The 19107-nt window shown below is 39.0% G+C and carries 22 protein-coding genes; all 22 read left to right on the plus strand.

Annotated features, from left to right (window positions below; translation table 11 throughout):
* Positions 1-16: 16 nt before the first annotated feature.
* The 22 genes from D1092_RS03085 to D1092_RS03190 all read left to right on the plus strand — a co-directional run bounded on the left by D1092_RS03085 (position 17) and on the right by D1092_RS03190 (position 18599).
* A complete protein-coding gene (locus D1092_RS03085) occupies positions 17-688 on the plus strand; it encodes a hypothetical protein (protein WP_148255705.1) in 672 nt (223 codons plus the stop codon).
* Complete coding sequence (locus D1092_RS03090; protein WP_120122136.1) at positions 685-1086, plus strand: hypothetical protein; 402 nt, start codon at positions 685-687, stop codon at positions 1084-1086. The genes D1092_RS03085 and D1092_RS03090 overlap by 4 nt, the downstream gene beginning before the upstream one ends.
* A 146-nt stretch (positions 1087-1232) precedes the next feature.
* Positions 1233-1592, plus strand: coding sequence for a hypothetical protein (locus D1092_RS03095; RefSeq protein ID WP_120122141.1), 360 nt, complete (start codon positions 1233-1235; stop codon positions 1590-1592).
* The gene (locus D1092_RS03100; protein WP_148255602.1) at positions 1580-3343 is read left to right on the plus strand and encodes a hemagglutinin repeat-containing protein; all 1764 of its coding nucleotides are present in this window, start codon (positions 1580-1582) and stop codon (positions 3341-3343) included. Before D1092_RS03095 ends, D1092_RS03100 begins: the two co-directional genes overlap by 13 nt.
* Positions 3340-3741: a hypothetical protein gene (locus D1092_RS03105; RefSeq protein ID WP_120122137.1), complete on the plus strand. Its 402-nt coding sequence runs from the start codon at positions 3340-3342 to the stop codon at positions 3739-3741. Before D1092_RS03100 ends, D1092_RS03105 begins: the two co-directional genes overlap by 4 nt.
* 103 nt (positions 3742-3844) lie before the next feature.
* Complete coding sequence (locus D1092_RS03110) at positions 3845-4519, plus strand: filamentous hemagglutinin (RefSeq protein WP_241440215.1); 675 nt, start codon at positions 3845-3847, stop codon at positions 4517-4519.
* On the plus strand, positions 4516-4917 hold the full coding sequence (locus D1092_RS03115) for a hypothetical protein (RefSeq protein WP_120122139.1): 402 nt from the start codon (positions 4516-4518) through the stop codon (positions 4915-4917). Before D1092_RS03110 ends, D1092_RS03115 begins: the two co-directional genes overlap by 4 nt.
* 131 nt (positions 4918-5048) lie before the next feature.
* Positions 5049-5720: a hypothetical protein gene (locus D1092_RS03120; RefSeq protein ID WP_148255706.1), complete on the plus strand. Its 672-nt coding sequence runs from the start codon at positions 5049-5051 to the stop codon at positions 5718-5720.
* Positions 5717-6121 (plus strand): hypothetical protein, encoded by a 405-nt coding sequence (locus D1092_RS03125; RefSeq protein ID WP_120122140.1) that lies wholly within the window; start codon positions 5717-5719, stop codon positions 6119-6121. The genes D1092_RS03120 and D1092_RS03125 overlap by 4 nt, the downstream gene beginning before the upstream one ends.
* A 146-nt stretch (positions 6122-6267) precedes the next feature.
* The gene (locus D1092_RS03130) at positions 6268-6627 is read left to right on the plus strand and encodes a hypothetical protein (protein ID WP_120122141.1); all 360 of its coding nucleotides are present in this window, start codon (positions 6268-6270) and stop codon (positions 6625-6627) included.
* Positions 6615-8378, plus strand: coding sequence for a hemagglutinin repeat-containing protein (locus tag D1092_RS03135; protein WP_148255603.1), 1764 nt, complete (start codon positions 6615-6617; stop codon positions 8376-8378). Before D1092_RS03130 ends, D1092_RS03135 begins: the two co-directional genes overlap by 13 nt.
* Positions 8375-8779: a hypothetical protein gene (locus tag D1092_RS03140; RefSeq protein ID WP_120122438.1), complete on the plus strand. Its 405-nt coding sequence runs from the start codon at positions 8375-8377 to the stop codon at positions 8777-8779. The genes D1092_RS03135 and D1092_RS03140 overlap by 4 nt, the downstream gene beginning before the upstream one ends.
* A gap of 103 nt (positions 8780-8882) precedes the next feature.
* The gene (locus tag D1092_RS03145; protein WP_241439735.1) at positions 8883-9557 is read left to right on the plus strand and encodes a filamentous hemagglutinin; all 675 of its coding nucleotides are present in this window, start codon (positions 8883-8885) and stop codon (positions 9555-9557) included.
* Positions 9554-9952: a hypothetical protein gene (locus D1092_RS03150; protein WP_120122142.1), complete on the plus strand. Its 399-nt coding sequence runs from the start codon at positions 9554-9556 to the stop codon at positions 9950-9952. Before D1092_RS03145 ends, D1092_RS03150 begins: the two co-directional genes overlap by 4 nt.
* Before the next feature lie 83 nt (positions 9953-10035).
* Positions 10036-10755 carry a hypothetical protein gene (locus tag D1092_RS03155; protein ID WP_241441132.1) on the plus strand — a complete coding sequence of 240 codons (720 nt, stop codon included), beginning with the start codon at positions 10036-10038 and terminating at the stop codon, positions 10753-10755.
* Complete coding sequence (locus D1092_RS03160) at positions 10752-11153, plus strand: hypothetical protein (RefSeq protein WP_120122144.1); 402 nt, start codon at positions 10752-10754, stop codon at positions 11151-11153. Before D1092_RS03155 ends, D1092_RS03160 begins: the two co-directional genes overlap by 4 nt.
* A gap of 146 nt (positions 11154-11299) precedes the next feature.
* The gene (locus D1092_RS03165) at positions 11300-11659 is read left to right on the plus strand and encodes a hypothetical protein (RefSeq protein WP_120122145.1); all 360 of its coding nucleotides are present in this window, start codon (positions 11300-11302) and stop codon (positions 11657-11659) included.
* On the plus strand, positions 11643-13148 hold the full coding sequence (locus D1092_RS03170; RefSeq protein WP_479385952.1) for a filamentous hemagglutinin: 1506 nt from the start codon (positions 11643-11645) through the stop codon (positions 13146-13148). Before D1092_RS03165 ends, D1092_RS03170 begins: the two co-directional genes overlap by 17 nt.
* Positions 13145-13549: a hypothetical protein gene (locus D1092_RS03175; protein WP_120122147.1), complete on the plus strand. Its 405-nt coding sequence runs from the start codon at positions 13145-13147 to the stop codon at positions 13547-13549. The genes D1092_RS03170 and D1092_RS03175 overlap by 4 nt, the downstream gene beginning before the upstream one ends.
* Positions 13550-13921: 372 nt before the next feature.
* The gene (locus D1092_RS03180; protein ID WP_120122148.1) at positions 13922-14323 is read left to right on the plus strand and encodes a hypothetical protein; all 402 of its coding nucleotides are present in this window, start codon (positions 13922-13924) and stop codon (positions 14321-14323) included.
* Positions 14324-14490: 167 nt separating this feature from the next.
* Complete coding sequence (locus D1092_RS03185) at positions 14491-14940, plus strand: hypothetical protein (RefSeq protein WP_120122149.1); 450 nt, start codon at positions 14491-14493, stop codon at positions 14938-14940.
* A gap of 905 nt (positions 14941-15845) precedes the next feature.
* A complete protein-coding gene (locus D1092_RS03190; protein WP_120122150.1) occupies positions 15846-18599 on the plus strand; it encodes an autotransporter outer membrane beta-barrel domain-containing protein in 2754 nt (917 codons plus the stop codon).
* The last annotated feature ends 508 nt before the right edge of the window (positions 18600-19107 follow it).

The raw sequence follows: 19107 nt of genomic DNA on the forward strand, positions 1-19107 counted from the left end.
TGATGGCGCTGTTTATATGTTTTACAATGGCATTTTTAATTCCTCCGATGATGCCGCGCGTAATGCTGTGCAAATGGCTGTTAATAACAATGGTCACCTTTATTTTACCTACTTTCCCCAAGGTAACGACTGGGAAGTAGAGTTAGGGATAGCGTTCTATCAAAAGTTTCTTGAAGGAGATACTTGGGGACTGAGCAATTCAACCAAGAAGTTTCAAGATTTTATTACTCGTTATGGTAATGATAGGGCTATTGTGAGTGCGCATAGCCGTGGTACCTTAACAACACGCAATGGAGCGAATAACTTGCAAGAGCAAGGTATCCACGGTATTGCCAAGAAAACAGACTTCTATCTTTTTGGAGCGGCTGCTCATACGCAATCGATGGCCAATATAGTAGATTACTTAAGTGATGGCGAAAAAAATTATGTCTACACACAAGGCCATATATTAGACCCCATTAGTACGGTGATTGGTTACAATTTTCCTACAGTTTATGGGGTGCCTTTCAGACCATATTATTTATTACATCCGTCAATTCTTCCAATGAGAGAGATGGGAGGAGCGTTCTTGGGCTTTAACCCTAGCACCCATAATTGTTATGGTGATGCAAGTCCTAAGTGTAAAACTAATTACGGTTCATTTGATTTTAAAAAAGTTTATTCCACGAGAACAGGGAACAAAAAATGAAAATACGATTCAACTTATTAAGCTTACTTATTTTGTTAATGGTCACTGGATGTGATATGGACAAATCTCCTCCAGGGGAAGTATATGGGTGGATCAAGCCAGGAGAAGACTTTACTGAGGTAGGAAAAGCCTTGCTAGAATGTGGTCTACCGCATCTCAATTATCTTGAGAAAGAAGTTCAAGAGCTAAGCAACAATGATAATGCAACAATTGATGCTTGTATGGTGCAGGCCGGATTCCGTGACAGATATGGCGGTCCATCTTGGTGTGTGAATCATTGGAGGGAAAACCTTCCGATTTGTCGCCCTGGTGCTGTTATTCCCAAGCGCAGTGTCGAGAAGCGCTTAAACAGCCCTTATTGTAAAAGAAGTCCAGTACAACCTGAATGTAAACCTTAAGTTTTGTTTTTGATGGAAAGTACAATCCCCACATTCTGTATTCCCATACTCATGTGGGGTTGTTATTTTAAACGGCGGTGACAGAAAATATCAACAGGCTTTTAAAGCCTTTTTATTGTAAAGAAACCCATTAGAGAAGGGGAAAAATGAAGAAAACTTTAAAACTATTGAGTTGCATGGCTCTGTTAAGCACGGCTGGATGTGTTAACCAAATTTCCTCGCTTTCTCCAAGATTATGGAGACAGAAAATACTTTTAGAATGTGGAGTACCGGACCTTGATAAGGTTGTAGCGCTAGATTTGAATCAATTCGCTAGTATTGAAATTTGTCTGGGGCAATCGGGTTTTCGTCCTAGCTTTACCATACAAGAATGGTGTGAGAACCATAAATCAGACAACCTTCCCATATGTCGTCCTGGTGCTCTCATGCCTCAGCGCAGTGTTGAGAGACGCTTAAAGAGCCCTTATTGTAAAAGACATAAAAACGCCCTTGAATGCCAACCCTAACAACGCAAAATCATTCGCAAAGTGCTTCCATGAATGTTGGCTATACCTATGGCACGGGTGGTACAGGGTGGATGGGGAATGCTTCTTTTGGGAAAGGAAAAGGTTCCAGTGAACAAGTACACCACAAGAACAGCCATGTGATTGGTACGGGTACTATTCAAACCAACAGTGGGCAAAACACCACATTGAATGGCGCCGTGGTTTCTGCAAACCGTATAGAGATGGGTGTTGGTGGTGATCTCACCATTACCGGCCAGAGCGATACCGGAAAAAGTTCTAGCAAGCAAAACTCTGTTTCCATTGGCTTTAATGGTGGAAAACAGGATGCAGCCTCAACCAATATTGCCTTTAACAAGGATAAAACTTCTAGTGATTATCATAGTGTTGTGGAACAATCAGGCATTAAAGCAGGGACAGGCGGCTTTGAGATCAACGTGAAAGACAAAACAACGCTGACCGGGGGCATTATTGACAGCACTGCTCCAGCAGACAAAAACAAACTGATCACCGGAACCATTACGACGAGTGATATTGCTAACAGTGCTGAAGCGACAGCCAACAGTCAAGGTTTAAGCATTTCTGCTGGTGGTCCGATGGATCAAGGCAAATATGGTATTGGAAAAAACATTGCCAAAAATATCTTAGATCATGCAAAAGCCCATGATGAAGAGGAAGGCTATACCAAATCCGCCATCAGTGATGGCACCATTGTGATCACCGATGAAGCAGGGCAGAAAGTGTTAACGGGGCAAAATGGGGAACAAGCCATTGCTTCCCTTAATCGTGATACTGTGACAGCCCATAAGGGTGTCTCACCCATCGATGTAGGCAAGCTGGAACAAATCGTCCATGAAAACCGTGAAATGGCAACACAACTCTTAGAAGAAGGATTTAAATACAGCGATGAGTCCTATAAAACCATGTTTCTTAAAGAACATCCTCTCGCTGTGGTTGACCGTGATGAACAGGGCAATATAATCTATAAAACAGATGCAAATGGGGTACCTATAAGAGACGCTCGTGGACAAAAAATCCCTAAGTTTCATTATTTAACGGAAGAAGAAAAGCAGCATTTGCAAGAAGGTGCTGATGGCAAGGTGCATGTGTCCTTTAATGGCATCTTTACTCCACCAGAGGAGGCGGCTGTTTATGCAGAGCAACATGCGAAGGATAAAAATAATCCGCTTTATTTTGTTGTATTCCCAGAAGCCGATTCTGCCATTTCAGAACTTCTGGTGGCGGGATATCAAAAGTTTTTAGAAAATAACTTTTGGGGTTTGACCAATTCCACACAAACAGCAAAAGCTCTGATGTATGGTTATGGACTTACAGGGTTAGAACTTTATGGCCATAGCCGTGGGACCATGACATTGGGGAATATGCTGAATTCTTTCAAACAAGAAGGTGTGCATGGAATAGCGAATGAAAACACGGATATCAATTTCTATGGACCAGCCTTTAATGTTTTGTCTGCAGCCGGTCTTATAAGTTATGTGAGTGATGGCAAACAAACCACAGTTGGCTTTGATGGGCATAGATATGACTTTGTCAGCAGAATTATTGGCGGCAATGGCTATACTTACGAGACAGCACCTGCTGGCAGCAACGCTTGGAAAGAAGCATGGAAAATGTTCACAGATCCCTATAATGTTCATACTTGCCTGGGAGACGCGAGTTACAAATGCCAAAAGCTTTATGGCACATCTCATCGAGAACAAAGACCTTTAAGTAAATCAAGGAGTAAAAAATGAAACAAACGCTAAAATTATTAAGCACTGCAATTTTGTTAATCATAACTGGATGCCAATTTAATAAACCTCCTCCAGGGGAAGTATACATGTGGGTAAAGCCCGGAGCAGATTTTACTGAAGTAGGAAAAGCTTTGTTGGAATGTGGCATGCCAACCCCTTATGATCGCGATCCAGAAAGCAGAAAGCTTAGCTATAATGCAATAGCAACCATTGAAGCTTGCATGCTTCAATCTGGTTTTCGTGACCGATATGGTGATCCAACTTGGTGTGAAACTCATAAAGCCGAAAACTTGCCGATTTGTCGTCCAGGCGCAGTCATTCCACAGCGCAGTGTCAAGAGGCGCTTAAACAGCCCGTTTTGTAAAAAATATAAAAATAGCCGTAAATGCCAACCTTAAGTTTTGCTGTTTTTGGAAGCTTCAATCCCCACATTCTGTATTCCCATATCTATGGGGATTGTTCCTCCAATTTCTATGAATACTGGAAGAAGAAAAGCAGCATTTGCAAGAAGGTGCTGATGGCAAGGTGCATGTGTCCTTTAATGGCATTTTTACTCCACCAGAGGAGGCGGCTGTTTATGCAGAGCAACATGCGGAGGATAAAAATAATCCGCTTTATTTTGTTGTATTCCCAGAAGCCGATTCTGCTATTTCAGAACTTCTGGTGGCAGGATATCAGAAGTTTTTAGAAAATAACTTTTGGGGTTTGACCAATTCCACACAAACAGCAAAAGCTCTGATGTATGGTTATGGACTTACAGGGTTAGAACTTTATGGCCATAGCCGTGGGACCATGACAGCGGGCAATGGATCGTATAATTTAGCAAAGCATGGTATTCACGGTATAGCAAAGGAAACAACGATTAATTTCTTTGGACCAGCTTTTAATACTCAAGATATGGCAGATACGTTATATATCTTAAGTGATGGCAAGCAGGATTATGTCAATTTGGAAAATCATAAATATGACTTTGTTGGTGTCAAGATTGGCAAAAATCCTTATACCTTTGAGAAAATTCCTCCTGGAAGTGGTCCTTGGAAAGAGAGATTTCAAATATTTAAGGGCTACCCCAGTGTTCATGCTTGTTATGGTAATGCGAGTCCAATATGTCGACAGGCTTATGGTTCACCTAATCGTACACCCATTTATTCAATTTATTCAGGAAGAAAAAAATGAAGAAAATCTTGAAATTATTAAGTGGTATGGTTTTGTCTAGTATAGCGGGATGTAATATCGATAAGCCTGCTCCAGGAGTTTTGAGTGCTTGGGAAAAGCCTGGTGCAGACTTTACTGAGGTAGGAAAAGCATTGTTAGAATGTGGCATGCCGACGCCTTACGATGTTTTCCCAGAAAATAAAAAGTTAAGCATCAATGCAGAGGCATCCATTGATGCTTGCATGATACAATCAGGGTTTCATTACAAATGGGGAGGACCATATTGGTGTTATACGTTTAAGGAAGAAAACCTTCCTATTTGTCGTCCAGGCGCTGTTATTCCCAAGCGAAGTGTCAAGAAGCGCTTAAACAGCCCGTTTTGTAAAAAATATAAAAATGCACCGGAATGCAAACCCTAGGTTTTGCTGTTGATAGAAACAATCCCCACAGCCATGTGTTTTCATGCTTTGTGCGGGATTGTTCCTTCACTTTCATTATTTGATTGGAAGAAGAAAAACATTTACAAAAAGGCTCTGATGGCGAGGTTCATATGTTTTACAATGTCATTTTTAATTCCTCCGATGATGCCGCGCGTAATGCTGTGCAAATGGCTGTTAATAACAATGGTCACCTTTATTTTACCTACTTTCCCCAAGGTAACGACTGGGAAGTAGAGTTAGGGATAGCGTTCTATCAAAAGTTTCTTGAAGGTGATACTTGGGGACTGAGCAATTCAACCAAGAAGTTTCAAGATTTTATTACTCGTTATGGTAATGATAGGGCTATTGTGAGTGCGCATAGCCGTGGTACCTTAACAACACGCAATGGAGCGAATAACTTGCAAGAGCAAGGTATCCACGGTATTGCCAAGAAAACAGACTTCTATCTTTTTGGAGCGGCTGCTCATACGCAATCGATGGCCAATATAGTAGATTACTTAAGTGATGGCGAAAAAAATTATGTCTACACACAAGGCCATATATTAGACCCCATTAGTACGGTGATTGGTTACAATTTTCCTACAGTTTATGGGGTGCCTTTCAGACCATATTATTTATTACATCCGTCAATTCTTCCAATGAGAGAGATGGGAGGAGCGTTCTTGGGCTTTAACCCTAGCACCCATAATTGTTATGGTGATGCAAGCTATGAGTGTAAAGATAATTACGGTTCATTTGATTTTAAAAAAGTTTATTCCACGAGAACAGGGAACAAAAAATGAAAATACGATTTAACTTATTAAGCTTACTTATTTTGTTAATGGTCACTGGATGTGATATTGAAAATATTGACAAGCCTCCTCGAGGAGAAGTGGCAGTGTGGGAGAAGCCAGGAGCAGACTTTACTGAGGTAGGAAAAGCCTTGCTAGAATGTGGTATGCCGCATCTTAATTATCTTGAGGCTGAAAACCAAAAGCTCAACAATAATGAAATAGCAACAATTTATGCTTGTATGGTTCAAGCAGGATTCCGTAAAAAATCAGGTGGTCCATATTGGTGCTATAATTATAAAAACCTTCCGATTTGTCGCCCTGGTGCTGTTATTCCCAAGCGCAGTGTCGAGAAGCGCTTAAACAGCCCTTATTGTAAAAGAAGTCCAGTACAACCTGAATGTAAACCTTAAGTTTTGTTTTTGATGGAAAGTACAATCCCCACATTCTGTATTCCCATACTCATGTGGGGTTGTTATTTTAAACGGCGGTGACAGAAAATATCAACAGGCTTTTAAAGCCTTTTTATTGTAAAGAAACCCATTAGAGAAGGGGAAAAATGAAGAAAACTTTAAAACTATTGAGTTGCATGGCTCTGTTAAGCACGGCTGGATGTGTTAACCAAATTTCCTCGCTTTCTCCAAGATTATGGAGACAGAAAATACTTTTAGAATGTGGAGTACCGGACCTTGATAAGGTTGTAGCGCTAGATTTGAATCAATTCGCTAGTATTGAAATTTGTCTGGGGCAATCGGGTTTTCGTCCTAGCTTTACCATACAAGAATGGTGTGAGAACCATAAATCAGACAACCTTCCCATATGTCGTCCTGGTGCTCTCATGCCTCAGCGCAGTGTTGAGAGACGCTTAAAGAGCCCTTATTGTAAAAGACATAAAAACGCCCTTGAATGCCAACCCTAACAACGCAAAATCATTCGCAAAGTGCTTCCATGAATGTTGGCTATACCTATGGCACGGGTGGTACAGGGTGGATGGGGAATGCTTCTTTTGGGAAAGGAAAAGGTTCCAGTGAACAAGTACACCACAAGAACAGCCATGTGATTGGTACGGGTACTATTCAAACCAACAGTGGGCAAAACACCACATTGAATGGCGCCGTGGTTTCTGCAAACCGTATAGAGATGGGTGTTGGTGGTGATCTCACCATTACCGGCCAGAGCGATACCGGAAAAAGTTCTAGCAAGCAAAACTCTGTTTCCATTGGCTTTAATGGTGGAAAACAGGATGCAGCCTCAACCAATATTGCCTTTAACAAGGATAAAACTTCTAGTGATTATCATAGTGTTGTGGAACAATCAGGCATTAAAGCAGGGACAGGCGGCTTTGAGATCAACGTGAAAGACAAAACAACGCTGACCGGGGGCATTATTGACAGCACTGCTCCAGCAGACAAAAACAAACTGATCACCGGAACCATTACGACGAGTGATATTGCTAACAGTGCTGAAGCGACAGCCAACAGTCAAGGTTTAAGCATTTCTGCTGGTGGTCCGATGGATCAAGGCAAATATGGTATTGGAAAAAACATTGCCAAAAATATCTTAGATCATGCAAAAGCCCATGATGAAGAGGAAGGCTATACCAAATCCGCCATCAGTGATGGCACCATTGTGATCACCGATGAAGCAGGGCAGAAAGTGTTAACGGGGCAAAATGGGGAACAAGCCATTGCTTCCCTTAATCGTGATACTGTGACAGCCCATAAGGGTGTCTCACCCATCGATGTAGGCAAGCTGGAACAAATCGTCCATGAAAACCGTGAAATGGCAACACAACTCTTAGAAGAAGGATTTAAATACAGCGATGAGTCCTATAAAACCATGTTTCTTAAAGAACATCCTCTCGCTGTGGTTGACCGTGATGAACAGGGCAATATAATCTATAAAACAGATGCAAATGGGGTACCTATAAGAGACGCTCGTGGACAAAAAATCCCTAAGTTTCATTATTTAACGGAAGAAGAAAAGCAGCATTTGCAAGAAGGTGCTGATGGCAAGGTGCATGTGTCCTTTAATGGCATCTTTACTCCACCAGAGGAGGCGGCTGTTTATGCAGAGCAACATGCGAAGGATAAAAATAATCCGCTTTATTTTGTTGTATTCCCAGAAGCCGATTCTGCCATTTCAGAACTTCTGGTGGCGGGATATCAAAAGTTTTTAGAAAATAACTTTTGGGGTTTGACCAATTCCACACAAACAGCAAAAGCTCTGATGTATGGTTATGGACTTACAGGGTTAGAACTTTATGGCCATAGCCGTGGGACCATGACATTGGGGAATATGCTGAATTCTTTCAAACAAGAAGGTGTGCATGGAATAGCGAATGAAAACACGGATATCAATTTCTATGGACCAGCCTTTAATGTTTTGTCTGCAGTTGATCTATTAAGGTATTTGAGAGACGGCAAACAAACCACTATTGGTTTTGATGGGCATAAATATGACTTTGTCAGCAGAATGATTGGCGGCAATGGCTATACTTACGAGACAGCACCTGCTGGTAGTAACGCTTGGAAAGAAGCATGGAAAATGTTCACAGATCCTCGCAATGTTCATACTTGTTTGGGGAGTGTGGATGATATGTGCCACAAGCTTTATGGCACATCTCATCGTGAACAAAGGCCTTTAAGTAAATCAAGGAGCAAGAAATGAAACAAACTCTAAAATTATTGAGTGGTAGTATATGGCTATTGAGTATGGCTGGATGTTATTTAGGTACACCTTCTACATCATCTTTGGATGCTTGGGAAAAGCCAGGAGCAGATTTTACTGAAGTAGCAAAAGCATTTTTAGAATGCGGAAAACCAACCCCTTATGATGTCGATCCAGAAAATCAAAAGTTAAGCTATAATGAAAAAGCAACAGTTTATGCTTGCATGGTTCAAGCTGGTTTTCGTGATAAAGTAGGAGGAGGAACTTGGTGTGAGAATCATAAAGCCGAAAACTTGCCGATTTGTCGTCCAGGCGCAGTCATTCCACAGCGCAGTGTCAAGAGGCGCTTAAACAGCCCGTTTTGTAAAAAATATAAAAATGCACCGGAATGCAAACCCTAGGTTTTGCTGTTTTTGGAAGCTTCAATCCCCACATTCTGTATTCCCATATCTATGGGGATTGTTCCTCCAATTTCTATGAATACTGGAAGAAGAAAAGCAGCATTTGCAAGAAGGTGCTGATGGCAAGGTGCATGTGTCCTTTAATGGCATTTTTACTCCACCAGAGGAGGCGGCTGTTTATGCAGAGCAACATGCGGAGGATAAAAATAATCCGCTTTATTTTGTTGTATTCCCAGAAGCCGATTCTGCTATTTCAGAACTTCTGGTGGCAGGATATCAGAAGTTTTTAGAAAATAACTTTTGGGGTTTGACCAATTCCACACAAACAGCAAAAGCTCTGATGTATGGTTATGGACTTACAGGGTTAGAACTTTATGGCCATAGCCGTGGGACCATGACAGCGGGCAATGGATCGTATAATTTAGCAAAGCATGGTATTCACGGTATAGCAAAGGAAACAACGATTAATTTCTTTGGACCAGCTTTTAATACTCAAGATATGGCAGATACGTTATATATCTTAAGTGATGGCAAGCAGGATTATGTCAATTTGGAAAATCATAAATATGACTTTGTTGGTGTGAAGATTGGCAAAAATCCTTATACCTTTGAGAAAATCCCCCCTGGAAGTGGTCCTTGGAAAGAGAGATTTCAAATATTTAAGGGTTACCCCAGTGTTCATGCTTGTTATGGTAGTGCAGGTTATGAGTGCACATCGCTTTATGGTCCACCTAATCGTACACCCATTTATTCAATTTATTCAGGAAGAAAAAAATGAAGAAAATCTTGAAATTATTAAGTGGTATGGTTTTGGCTAGTATAGCGGGATGTAATATCGATAAGCCTCCTCCGGGGTACTTGAGTATGTGGGAGAAACCTGGTGCAGACTTTACTGAAATAGGAAAAGCATTGTTAGAATGTGGTATGCCAACCCCTTATGATGTTGATCCAGAAAGCGAAAATATAAGCATTAATGCAAAAGCAACAATTCATGCCTGTATGATTCAATCAGGTTTCCACTATAAAGGGAGAGGGAACTGGTGTTATACGTTTAAGGAAGAAAACCTTCCGATTTGTCGTCCAGGCGCTGTTATTCCACAGCGCAGTGTCAAGAGGCGCTTAAACAGCCCATTTTGTAAAAAATATAAAAATGCACCGGAATGCAAACCCTAGGTTTTGCTGTTGATAGAAACAATCCCCACAGCCATGTGTTTTCATGCTTTGTGCGGGATTGTTCCTTCAATTTCATTATTTGATTGGAAGAAGAAAAACATTTACAAAAAGGCTCTGATGGCGCTGTTTATATGTTCTACAATGGTATTTTTAATTCCTCCGATGATGCCGCGCGTAATGCTGTGCAAATGGCTGTTAATAACAATGGTCACCTTTATTTTACCTACTTTCCCCAAGGTAACGACTGGGAAGTAGAGTTAGGGATAGCGTTCTATCAAAAGTTTCTTGAAGGTGATACTTGGGGACTGAGCAATTCAACCAAGAAGTTTCAAGATTTTATTACTCGTTATGGTAATGATAGGGCTATTGTGAGTGCGCATAGCCGTGGTACCTTAACAACACGCAATGGAGCGAATAACTTGCAAGAGCAAGGTATCCACGGTATTGCCAAGAAAACAGACTTCTATCTTTTTGGAGCGGCTGCTCATACGCAATCGATGGCCAATATAGTAGATTACTTAAGTGATGGCGAAAAAAATTATGTCTACACACAAGGCCATATATTAGACCCCATTAGTACGGTGATTGGTTACAATTTTCCTACAGTTTATGGGGTGCCTTTCAGACCATATTATTTATTACATCCGTCAATTCTTCCAATGAGAGAGATGGGAGGAGCGTTCTTGGGCTTTAACCCTAGCACCCATAATTGTTATGGTGATGCAAGTCCTAAGTGTAAAACTAATTACGGTTCATTTGATTTTAAAAAAGTTTATTCCACGAGAACAAGGAACAAAAAATGAAAATGCGATTTAACTTATTAAGCTTACTTATTTTGTTAATGGTCACTGGATGTGATATGGACAAATCTCCTCCAGGGGAAGTATATGGGTGGATCAAGCCAGGAGCAGACTTTACCGAGGTAGGAAAAGCTCTCTTAGAATGCGGCATGCCACATCTTAATTATCTTGAGGCTGAAAACCAAAAGCTTAGCAATAATGATAATGCAACAATTTATGCTTGTATGGTGCAGGCCGGATTCCGTGACAGATATGGCGGTCCATCTTGGTGTGTGAATCATTGGAGGGAAAACCTTCCGATTTGTCGCCCTGGTGCTGTTATTCCCAAGCGCAGTGTCGAGAAGCGCTTAAACAGCCCTTATTGTAAAAGAAGTCCAGTACAACCTGAATGCAAACCTTAAGTTTTGTTTTTGATGGAAAGTACAATCCCCACATTCTGTATTCCCATACTCATGTGGGGTTGTTATTTTAAACGGCGGTGACAGAAAATATCAACAGGCTTTTAAAGCCTTTTTATTGTAAAGAAACCCATTAGAGAAGGGGAAAAATGAAGAAAACTTTAAAACTATTGAGTTGCATGGCTCTGTTAAGCACGGCTGGATGTGTTAACCAAATTTCCTCGCTTTCTCCAAGATTATGGAGACAGAAAATACTTTTAGAATGTGGAGTACCGGACCTTGATAAGGTTGTAGCGCTAGATTTGAATCAATTCGCTAGTATTGAAATTTGTCTGGGGCAATCGGGTTTTCGTCCTAGCTTTACCATACAAGAATGGTGTGAGAACCATAAATCAGACAACCTTCCGATTTGTCGACCTGGTGCTGTAATTCCGAAGCGAAGTGTTGAGAAGCGCTTAAACAGTCCTTATTGTAAAAGACATAAAAACGCCCTTGAATGCCAACCCTAACAACGCAAAATCATTCGCAAAGTGCTTTAGTGAGAATGTTGGCTTTGGTGGTGGAGCAACGGGAGGAGGAGGTTCCATGAATGCCTCTTTCCAAAAAGATAAAACCTCTAGTGATTATCACAGTGTTGTGGAGCAATCAGGTATTAAAACGGGTGATGGCGGTTATGATATCAACGTGAAAGACAAAACAACGCTGACCGGAGGCATTATTGACAGCACTGCTCCAGCAGACAAAAACAAACTGACCACCGGAACCATTACGACGAGTGATATTGCTAACAGTGCTGAAGCGACAGCCAACAGTCAAGGTTTAAGCATTTCTGCTGGTGGTCCGATGGATCAAGGCAAATATGGTATTGGAAAAAACATTGCCAAAAATATCTTAGATCATGCAAAAGCCCATGATGAAGAAGAAGGCTATACCAAATCCGCCATCAGTGATGGTACCATTGTGATCACCGATGAAGCAGGGCAGAAAGTGTTAACGGGGCAAAATGGGGACCAAACCATTGCTTCCCTTAATCGTGATACTGCGACAGCCCATAAGGGTGTCTCACCCATCGATGTCACCAAGCTGGAACAAATCGTCCATGAAAACCGTGAAATGGCAACACAATTGCTGGAGGAAGGATTTAAATACAGCGATGAGTCCTATAAAACCATGTTTCTTAAAGAACATCCTCTCGCTGTGGTTGACCGTGATGAACAGGGCAATATAATCTATAAAACAGATGAAAATGGACAGTATATCAAAGACGCTCGTGGACAACCAATACCTAAGTTTCATTATTTAACGGAAGAAGAAAAGCAGCATTTGCAAGAAGGTGCTGATGGCAAGGTACATGTGTCCTTTAATGGTATCTTTACGCCACCCTATGAAGCCGCGGGGTATGCCGTGCAACATGCGGAGGATCAAAATGCACCGCTTTATTTTGTTGTGTTCCCAGAGGCCGATTCTGCCATCTCAGAACTTCTGGTGGCAGGTTATCAGAAGTTTTTAGAAAATAACTTTTGGGGTCTGACCAACTCCACACAAGAAGCAAAAGATCTAATGTTTCGCTATGGTAACACAGGATTGCATTTTGATGCCCATAGTCGTGGCAGTTTGACAGATTTTAATATGATGAATTCTTTGAAACAAGAAGGCGTGCATGGGATAGCTGAGAATACGACGATGAGTTTCCATGGACCAGCGGCGAATGTTTTGGCTGCAGCCGGTCTATTAAGGTATTTAAGAGACGGCAAACAAACCACTATTGGTTTTGATGGGCATAAATATGACTTTGTCAGCCGATGGATTGGCGGCAATGATTATACTTACGAGACAGCACCTGCTGGCAGCAACGCTTGGAAAGAAGCATGGAAAATGTTCACAGATCCTCGCAATGTTCATACTTGTTTGGGGAGTGTGGATGATATGTGCCACAAGCTTTATGGCACATCTCATCGTGAACAAAGGCCTTTAAGTAAATCAAGGAGCAAGAAATGAAACAAACTCTAAAATTATTGAGTGGTAGTATATGGCTATTGAGTATGGCTGGATGTTATTTAGGTACACCTTCTACATCATCTTTGGATGCTTGGGAAAAGCCAGGAGCAGATTTTACTGAAGTAGCAAAAGCATTTTTAGAATGCGGAAAACCAACCCCTTATGATGTCGATCCAGAAAATCAAAAGTTAAGCTATAATGAAAAAGCAACAGTTTATGCTTGCATGGTTCAAGCTGGTTTTCGTGATAAAGTAGGAGGAGGAACTTGGTGTGAGAATCATAAAGCCGAAAACTTGCCGATTTGTCGTCCAGGCGCAGTCATTCCACAGCGCAGTGTCAAGAGGCGCTTAAACAGCCCGTTTTGTAAAAAACATCCAGAACAATATGAATGCTATCCTTAAATCTTGCTGTTTGTGGAAAGTACAATCCCCACAGCCATGTGTTCCCATACTCATGTGGGGGTTGTTTTCTCAGCTAATCACTTTAAGGCTATTTATCTATGGAGTTTACAAATGTAGGACAACATTTATAAAAATATCTATTTCAATTGTAATCAAAACATTGAGAATAATTGTTAAGCATAACATTGTTAGAATATGATTTTAGTAGTAATTTTCTGTATTTTTGATACAATGTCAGCTGTCCTAATTATTGGAAATAATAAACGATAATAAAAATTTATAATATATATCATTATTTTGAAAATGAAAAAATAGCATATAAATTAGTTTATAGATTGTTTCGTAATATCAAAATTATTCAAGGATAGGAAAATGAAGAAAATTTTAAAATTATTAAGCGGGATAGCCTTATTTGTTATAGCTGGGTGTTACCCAGAACAGCCTTCTCGAACGGCCGTAGATACATGGGAAAAGTCTGGTGCAGATCAACTTGAGATCAAAAAAGCTCTGTTGGAGTGCGGAATGCAGCATCTGGATGGTCGTCTTGATACAAAAGTAAGCACCGATGAGAAATTCAATGCAGAGGAGTCTGTCAATACATGCATGATACAAGCAGGTTTTCAGGATAAATTGGGAAGGGTAAAGTGGTGTGAGAAATATGAAAATCTCCCCATTTGTCAGCCTGGTGCTGTTATTCCTCAGCGAAGTGTAGAGAGGCGTTTGAATAGTCCTCATTGTAAAGAGAACAAAGAACAACCCGAATGTCAGCCTTAAGTTGTGGCTGCTGTAATCAGTATCCTCATATTTCTTATTCTTGCAGGAGGGGAAGAGGTTGCTTTTTCGATGTGTGGTCTATATGCTTTCTAGAGTTGTCTTACGTATGAGAAAAAATATTGGCAGATTTATCAGCCTTTTTATTGTAAATATTAAAGGAGGGGGAAATAAAAAAGGTATTGAAATTATTAAGTGCTATCGTTTTATTAAACTCTGCCGGATGTGTTAGCAAACCTCCTCCATCGGCGCTGGCATTGTGGGAAAAGCCAGGAGTCAATAAGTCTATGGTCCAACAAGCGCTATCAAAATGTGGTTGGAAACCAATCTATGCTTCTTCTGAAAATATGGATTCGCGTGCAAGTGAGTTTGCGACAATTTATGAATGCATGACTAAAGCAGGTTATCACTACAAATTGCAAGATTCAAAGGGAATCTATTTTTCATCAGCGCCGCGAAGTGATTCATTTTTAGTCAATTTAATGATAGCAGGGTATCAGCAGGTTATGGACAATGATACTTTTGGTGTAACTAATTCGACAAAGCAAGAGCGAGATTTGATGTTACAGCTTGAGAATGATAAAAAGCGACAGCAAATAAAAAAAGCTTTGAAAAAGTAAAATATTCATTTTTAAAGCAATAATCAAATAAAAACATTATAGGGGAGAAGAAGAAAAATACAGTTCTTTTTCACCTCCAGTGTCTTGGTATTCATCAGTTCAGAGATTAGTGATAGTGTTATTATCAGATGATAATATCGGGGAACCATTTAGAAATTTATTTGATATAAATTACTTTTATAAGACTAGTTTTGATGTTTTTTAACTCTAGGAGAGTAAGTGTTTTACTGTATTTTAGTTTTTAGCTGGAGATCAAAAATGTTTATGAAAGTAATTTTGATGTAAATATCTTTTTATTTTATGATATTTTTTAAATCATATTTTCTAAAGTATTTCATTGTTTCTTTCAACTTATTGATAATACGGCATTAAGAAAACTTTTATTTGTTGATTTAATTTTTTTCTAGATATTTGGCAACTTTAATGTAGAAATTGTGTACGTTCGCTGACATTTCAGTAAAAGTTTTCTTGGATTTTTGTTGTGATTGAAGAAATGATGCGGTTATAAATTTTACTGTATCTCATTGTGTGATATTTTTATTAATATATTTTGATCATTTGAATTTTAAAAATTATTTTTATTTTGTTGTATTATTATTTTTATAAATGAGATAAATTGAATATTATATCTCTTTAAAATTCATATTTCTTCGCGTTTTTGAGGTCAATTTTCTGGTGCTTTGTGTTTTAGCTCTTAGCACTTTGGGTATGGATCTTAAAAAACTTTCATCTTCAATGATATTTTTAAATTTTTTGTTCTTTCTTTACATAAGACACAAAACATACTATTAGATACTGCCTTTTATAAGAAAAATAATAAAATAATTTTGTTCATTTTATTCTTATTGTATTTATTTTTGCCAGCATTTTTTGTTTTTGTTCAAAAAAGAAAGTTTTGAAAAGCAATGATAATCAAAGTATCTAATAATCGCTTGTATTCGTGTGTTTTTACGGCAGTTATTTTTTCTTTTTTATTAAACATAAATATTGAAGTACATTCTCGTTCATTTGTATCACTGTCATGTGACGAAAACAAATTACCTTATGAGTGCAATGATGGTGCAAAGCATACAATTAGTGATAAAATATATATGATCACGGTACCTGTTAAACCAAAAAATGGGGAGGGAAGCTCTCTCACTTTGCCTGCTGCTATAGGAGTACAGGAGCCAAATACAGTTATTCAGGCAATGCGTATAGAGGTTAAAGGTACTGCAGGTGTAGAAGATATTTATGGGGCTGTTGTATCAAGAGGGGGAAAAATTGTCTTGAGCGATTCAGCTTTTAAAAATGTGTCAGTAGGTCTTAAAGCTGATCATGGAATAATTGAGGTTAATCGTGGAACAATTGAGGCTTCTCAGGTTGCTGCTTATGCAGAGAAAGTAGGAGCATCTGTTACGTTAACGAATACAAAAATTAAAGTGGATGGTCAGGGTATTGGTCAAGAGAGTGCTCTTTTCATTAATGCTGATGCAGGTATTCAGATGAAAGGTGGATTTATTGATGTGAATGATGCCGCTGCGCTTTATGTAGAGAGAGGGGGGCGTGCAATTTTAGATGGTGTTACCATTACTTCAAAACGTAAAAAAATAAAAGATAGAGAAAATACAAATGAAAAAACTGCGTATACAGTTTTGAATGTAAAACAGCAAGGCTCTGTTTATTTAAAAAACACGAATATTGTTTCTACGAATGTGCATGTTTTAACAGTTGGACAAGATTTTAACACACAATCTGCTGTCGGTAGGGGAGAAAATATTTTAATCTCGCGGGTTAATATTGAAGATTCAACTATTAAGGCAATAGGGAACAAACATGGTATGCGTTTTGAAACGGGAGGGGAGACTAATGTGTACGAACAGGGACTTGTTTTTTTGAAAAGAACGGTTTTTGAGGTTCCTGCAGGAACAGCTATTCATAATAATAATAGTCGGAGTTATATTGCAGTAACAGAGGGTACAAAAATTTTTGGTGACTTATTATTAACAGCTGAAAAGGGGGGGACTGTAGCGATTTTGGCTGATTCTTCTTCATTGATAGGAGGGACTTATGTTGCCGATGATTCTATTGCTGAGCTTTATTTAACAGGAGGATCAAAATGGTTTTTGACAAGAAGAAGAGAGATAGATTCGCAAGTTTCAAACCCTACAAGTTCATTTATTTCATTTGTAAAACTTTCGGATAGTTTCATCGCTTTTGAAACGCCAATGTTTCACGAATATCAGACACTTCATATTGGGAAGGGAGAGAAAGAAGTTTATAGTGCTCAAGATAGTGCGGATATTTATCTTAATACCTATCTCAGGCGTGATGGGTTGCTTAATAATAAAAAGACTGATCGCCTTTTAATACATGGTGATGTTTCTGGAAAAACAACAGTTTATGTGCAATTTATTGCAGAAGATCAGAGGGAAATAGCGACAGGTGAAAATGCTCATAGTGTTTCACTTATTCAGGTTTCTGGAAAAGCGGCAGAAGATTCTTTTCAGTTAAATCGTGCTTATATCGCATTAGAGGGTTTGCCTTATCAATATTATCTTAATGGCTATGGTCCAGCTTCTTCTCTTGGACAAGCACAAACTTCTCAAAGATTGGTTGAAGGAGAGGGGGACTTTTGGGATTTTCGTTTTGAAAGTAAATATATTCAGCCTGCTTTAGGGATGTCTGTTATTCCTCATTCTGAGTTAAAGATCAGAGAAGTTGTTCCACAAGTTCCAACCTATCTTCTGTTACAAAATGCTTTGTTTCATGTTGGACTTATGGATATCAGTAATCAACAAAAGCAGTTGCAAGCTACGCGGTCTATTTCTGGTAAGTTATTAAAAGTTGAAGAGAATTTTTCTTTATCTGTTCATGGGTATGGGGGGAGTTATCGTTATGTCTCAGATTTGTCCCTCCTTGAATATGGGTACGATGGGAATGTTGATTATAACGCTATAGAAACAGATATTTTACTCAAAACAATAGAGAGGGCATATAGTACGATATCTTTTGGGATTATGGGAACCTATGGAAAGCTTTCCTTACAACCTCGTAACGTGGAACAAAGTCAAAAGAGTCCGTTTAATAAATGGACATTTACGGCATACGGTAGTGTGAAACACAATACGGGTTTTTATGGAGATGGTCTTTTATCTTATGGTTTGTTTAAAGGTGATGTACTTACTCATTCTTGGGGTAAGACGGCGACATTAACAGCAAATCCTCTGAGCATTTCGTTGTCTGCTGGTAAAGTGTTTATGATAGGACAGAAAGGTCTTCTTTTTGATCCACAGATTCAGTTTATTTATCAATATCTTCAATTTGATAAGTTTCGTGATACTGATGGGATTGATGTTGAGATGAAAAAAGCAGATCAATGGTTGATGCGTATTGGAGGGTATTTAAGTAAAACATTTACGGCATATGAAAAAGATCGTATTATTTCTTTAAATGGTAATCTTCATCTTGCCCATCATTTTGGTGAAAAACAATTTGTTCATCTAAAAGATGTTTTTCAGCTAGGGGCTTTTGGTTCTTCTTTAGAAACAGGTTTGGGGATTAATGCACAACTTTCTTCTAAAGTTACACTTTACAGTGATTTTAGCTATCAGCATAAGCTAACCAAGGCAGGCTTTTCTGGCGTTCGTTTTTCTGGTGGATTGCGTTATCATTTTTAATAAATCTTTTTTAAAAATAATCCATGTATTTTCATAAATATAAAAGGGTTACTTTGATTTAAATTTTTTATCTGGTTGATAGGGGGCCAAATGCTTTTAAAAAAATTTGTCAATGAAACTCTAAATCTGTTTGTATTTTTTTTGACTACAAATATATGAGATGCATTCTTCGTTAGCTTTTAAATAGCACCACTTGTTATCCTATTGTGCTGTAAAACACCGTTGTTTAAGGAGGTGAATATCAACTATAACAGGAAGGAGTGTTGATTTTTAGTTGGGGGCTTTTGCTGTTAAGCAAAGAAGGGTGATGCTTAAAATGCACAACTTTATATTTCCACTTCATTTTATAGACTGTAAGAAGCATTTTAAAAACATGTTAGTGTGTGTAAATACCTCTCTTTTAGAGGGAGAGTGTGCAAAGTTATGGATCAATTATTACTATCAAATTCAACATCTCCTAGAAGGCTTTTGCAAAATTTTAAGAAAGTGCATTGTGATTTTTGCTTGT

It is taken from the genome of Bartonella krasnovii (assembly GCF_003606345.3).
Classification (GTDB): Bacteria; Pseudomonadota; Alphaproteobacteria; order Rhizobiales; family Rhizobiaceae; genus Bartonella; species Bartonella krasnovii.

Excerpts from the sequence above, each read along its gene's own strand:
- D1092_RS03120 (WP_148255706.1), top strand. The coding sequence starts at position 5,049 with ATGTTTTACAATGTCATTTTTAATTCCTCCGATGATGCCGCGCGTAAT.
- D1092_RS03190 (WP_120122150.1), top strand. The coding sequence starts at position 15,846 with ATGATAATCAAAGTATCTAATAATCGCTTGTATTCGTGTGTTTTTACG.
- D1092_RS03130 (WP_120122141.1), top strand. The coding sequence starts at position 6,268 with ATGAAGAAAACTTTAAAACTATTGAGTTGCATGGCTCTGTTAAGCACG.
- D1092_RS03105 (WP_120122137.1), top strand. The coding sequence starts at position 3,340 with ATGAAACAAACGCTAAAATTATTAAGCACTGCAATTTTGTTAATCATA.
- D1092_RS03175 (WP_120122147.1), top strand. The coding sequence starts at position 13,145 with ATGAAACAAACTCTAAAATTATTGAGTGGTAGTATATGGCTATTGAGT.
- D1092_RS03090 (WP_120122136.1), top strand. The coding sequence starts at position 685 with ATGAAAATACGATTCAACTTATTAAGCTTACTTATTTTGTTAATGGTC.
- D1092_RS03160 (WP_120122144.1), top strand. The coding sequence starts at position 10,752 with ATGAAAATGCGATTTAACTTATTAAGCTTACTTATTTTGTTAATGGTC.
- D1092_RS03115 (WP_120122139.1), top strand. The coding sequence starts at position 4,516 with ATGAAGAAAATCTTGAAATTATTAAGTGGTATGGTTTTGTCTAGTATA.
- D1092_RS03140 (WP_120122438.1), top strand. The coding sequence starts at position 8,375 with ATGAAACAAACTCTAAAATTATTGAGTGGTAGTATATGGCTATTGAGT.
- D1092_RS03180 (WP_120122148.1), top strand. The coding sequence starts at position 13,922 with ATGAAGAAAATTTTAAAATTATTAAGCGGGATAGCCTTATTTGTTATA.
- D1092_RS03085 (WP_148255705.1), top strand. The coding sequence starts at position 17 with ATGTTTTACAATGGCATTTTTAATTCCTCCGATGATGCCGCGCGTAAT.
- D1092_RS03100 (WP_148255602.1), top strand. The coding sequence starts at position 1,580 with ATGCCAACCCTAACAACGCAAAATCATTCGCAAAGTGCTTCCATGAAT.
- D1092_RS03095 (WP_120122141.1), top strand. The coding sequence starts at position 1,233 with ATGAAGAAAACTTTAAAACTATTGAGTTGCATGGCTCTGTTAAGCACG.
- D1092_RS03150 (WP_120122142.1), top strand. The coding sequence starts at position 9,554 with ATGAAGAAAATCTTGAAATTATTAAGTGGTATGGTTTTGGCTAGTATA.
- D1092_RS03135 (WP_148255603.1), top strand. The coding sequence starts at position 6,615 with ATGCCAACCCTAACAACGCAAAATCATTCGCAAAGTGCTTCCATGAAT.
- D1092_RS03125 (WP_120122140.1), top strand. The coding sequence starts at position 5,717 with ATGAAAATACGATTTAACTTATTAAGCTTACTTATTTTGTTAATGGTC.
- D1092_RS03165 (WP_120122145.1), top strand. The coding sequence starts at position 11,300 with ATGAAGAAAACTTTAAAACTATTGAGTTGCATGGCTCTGTTAAGCACG.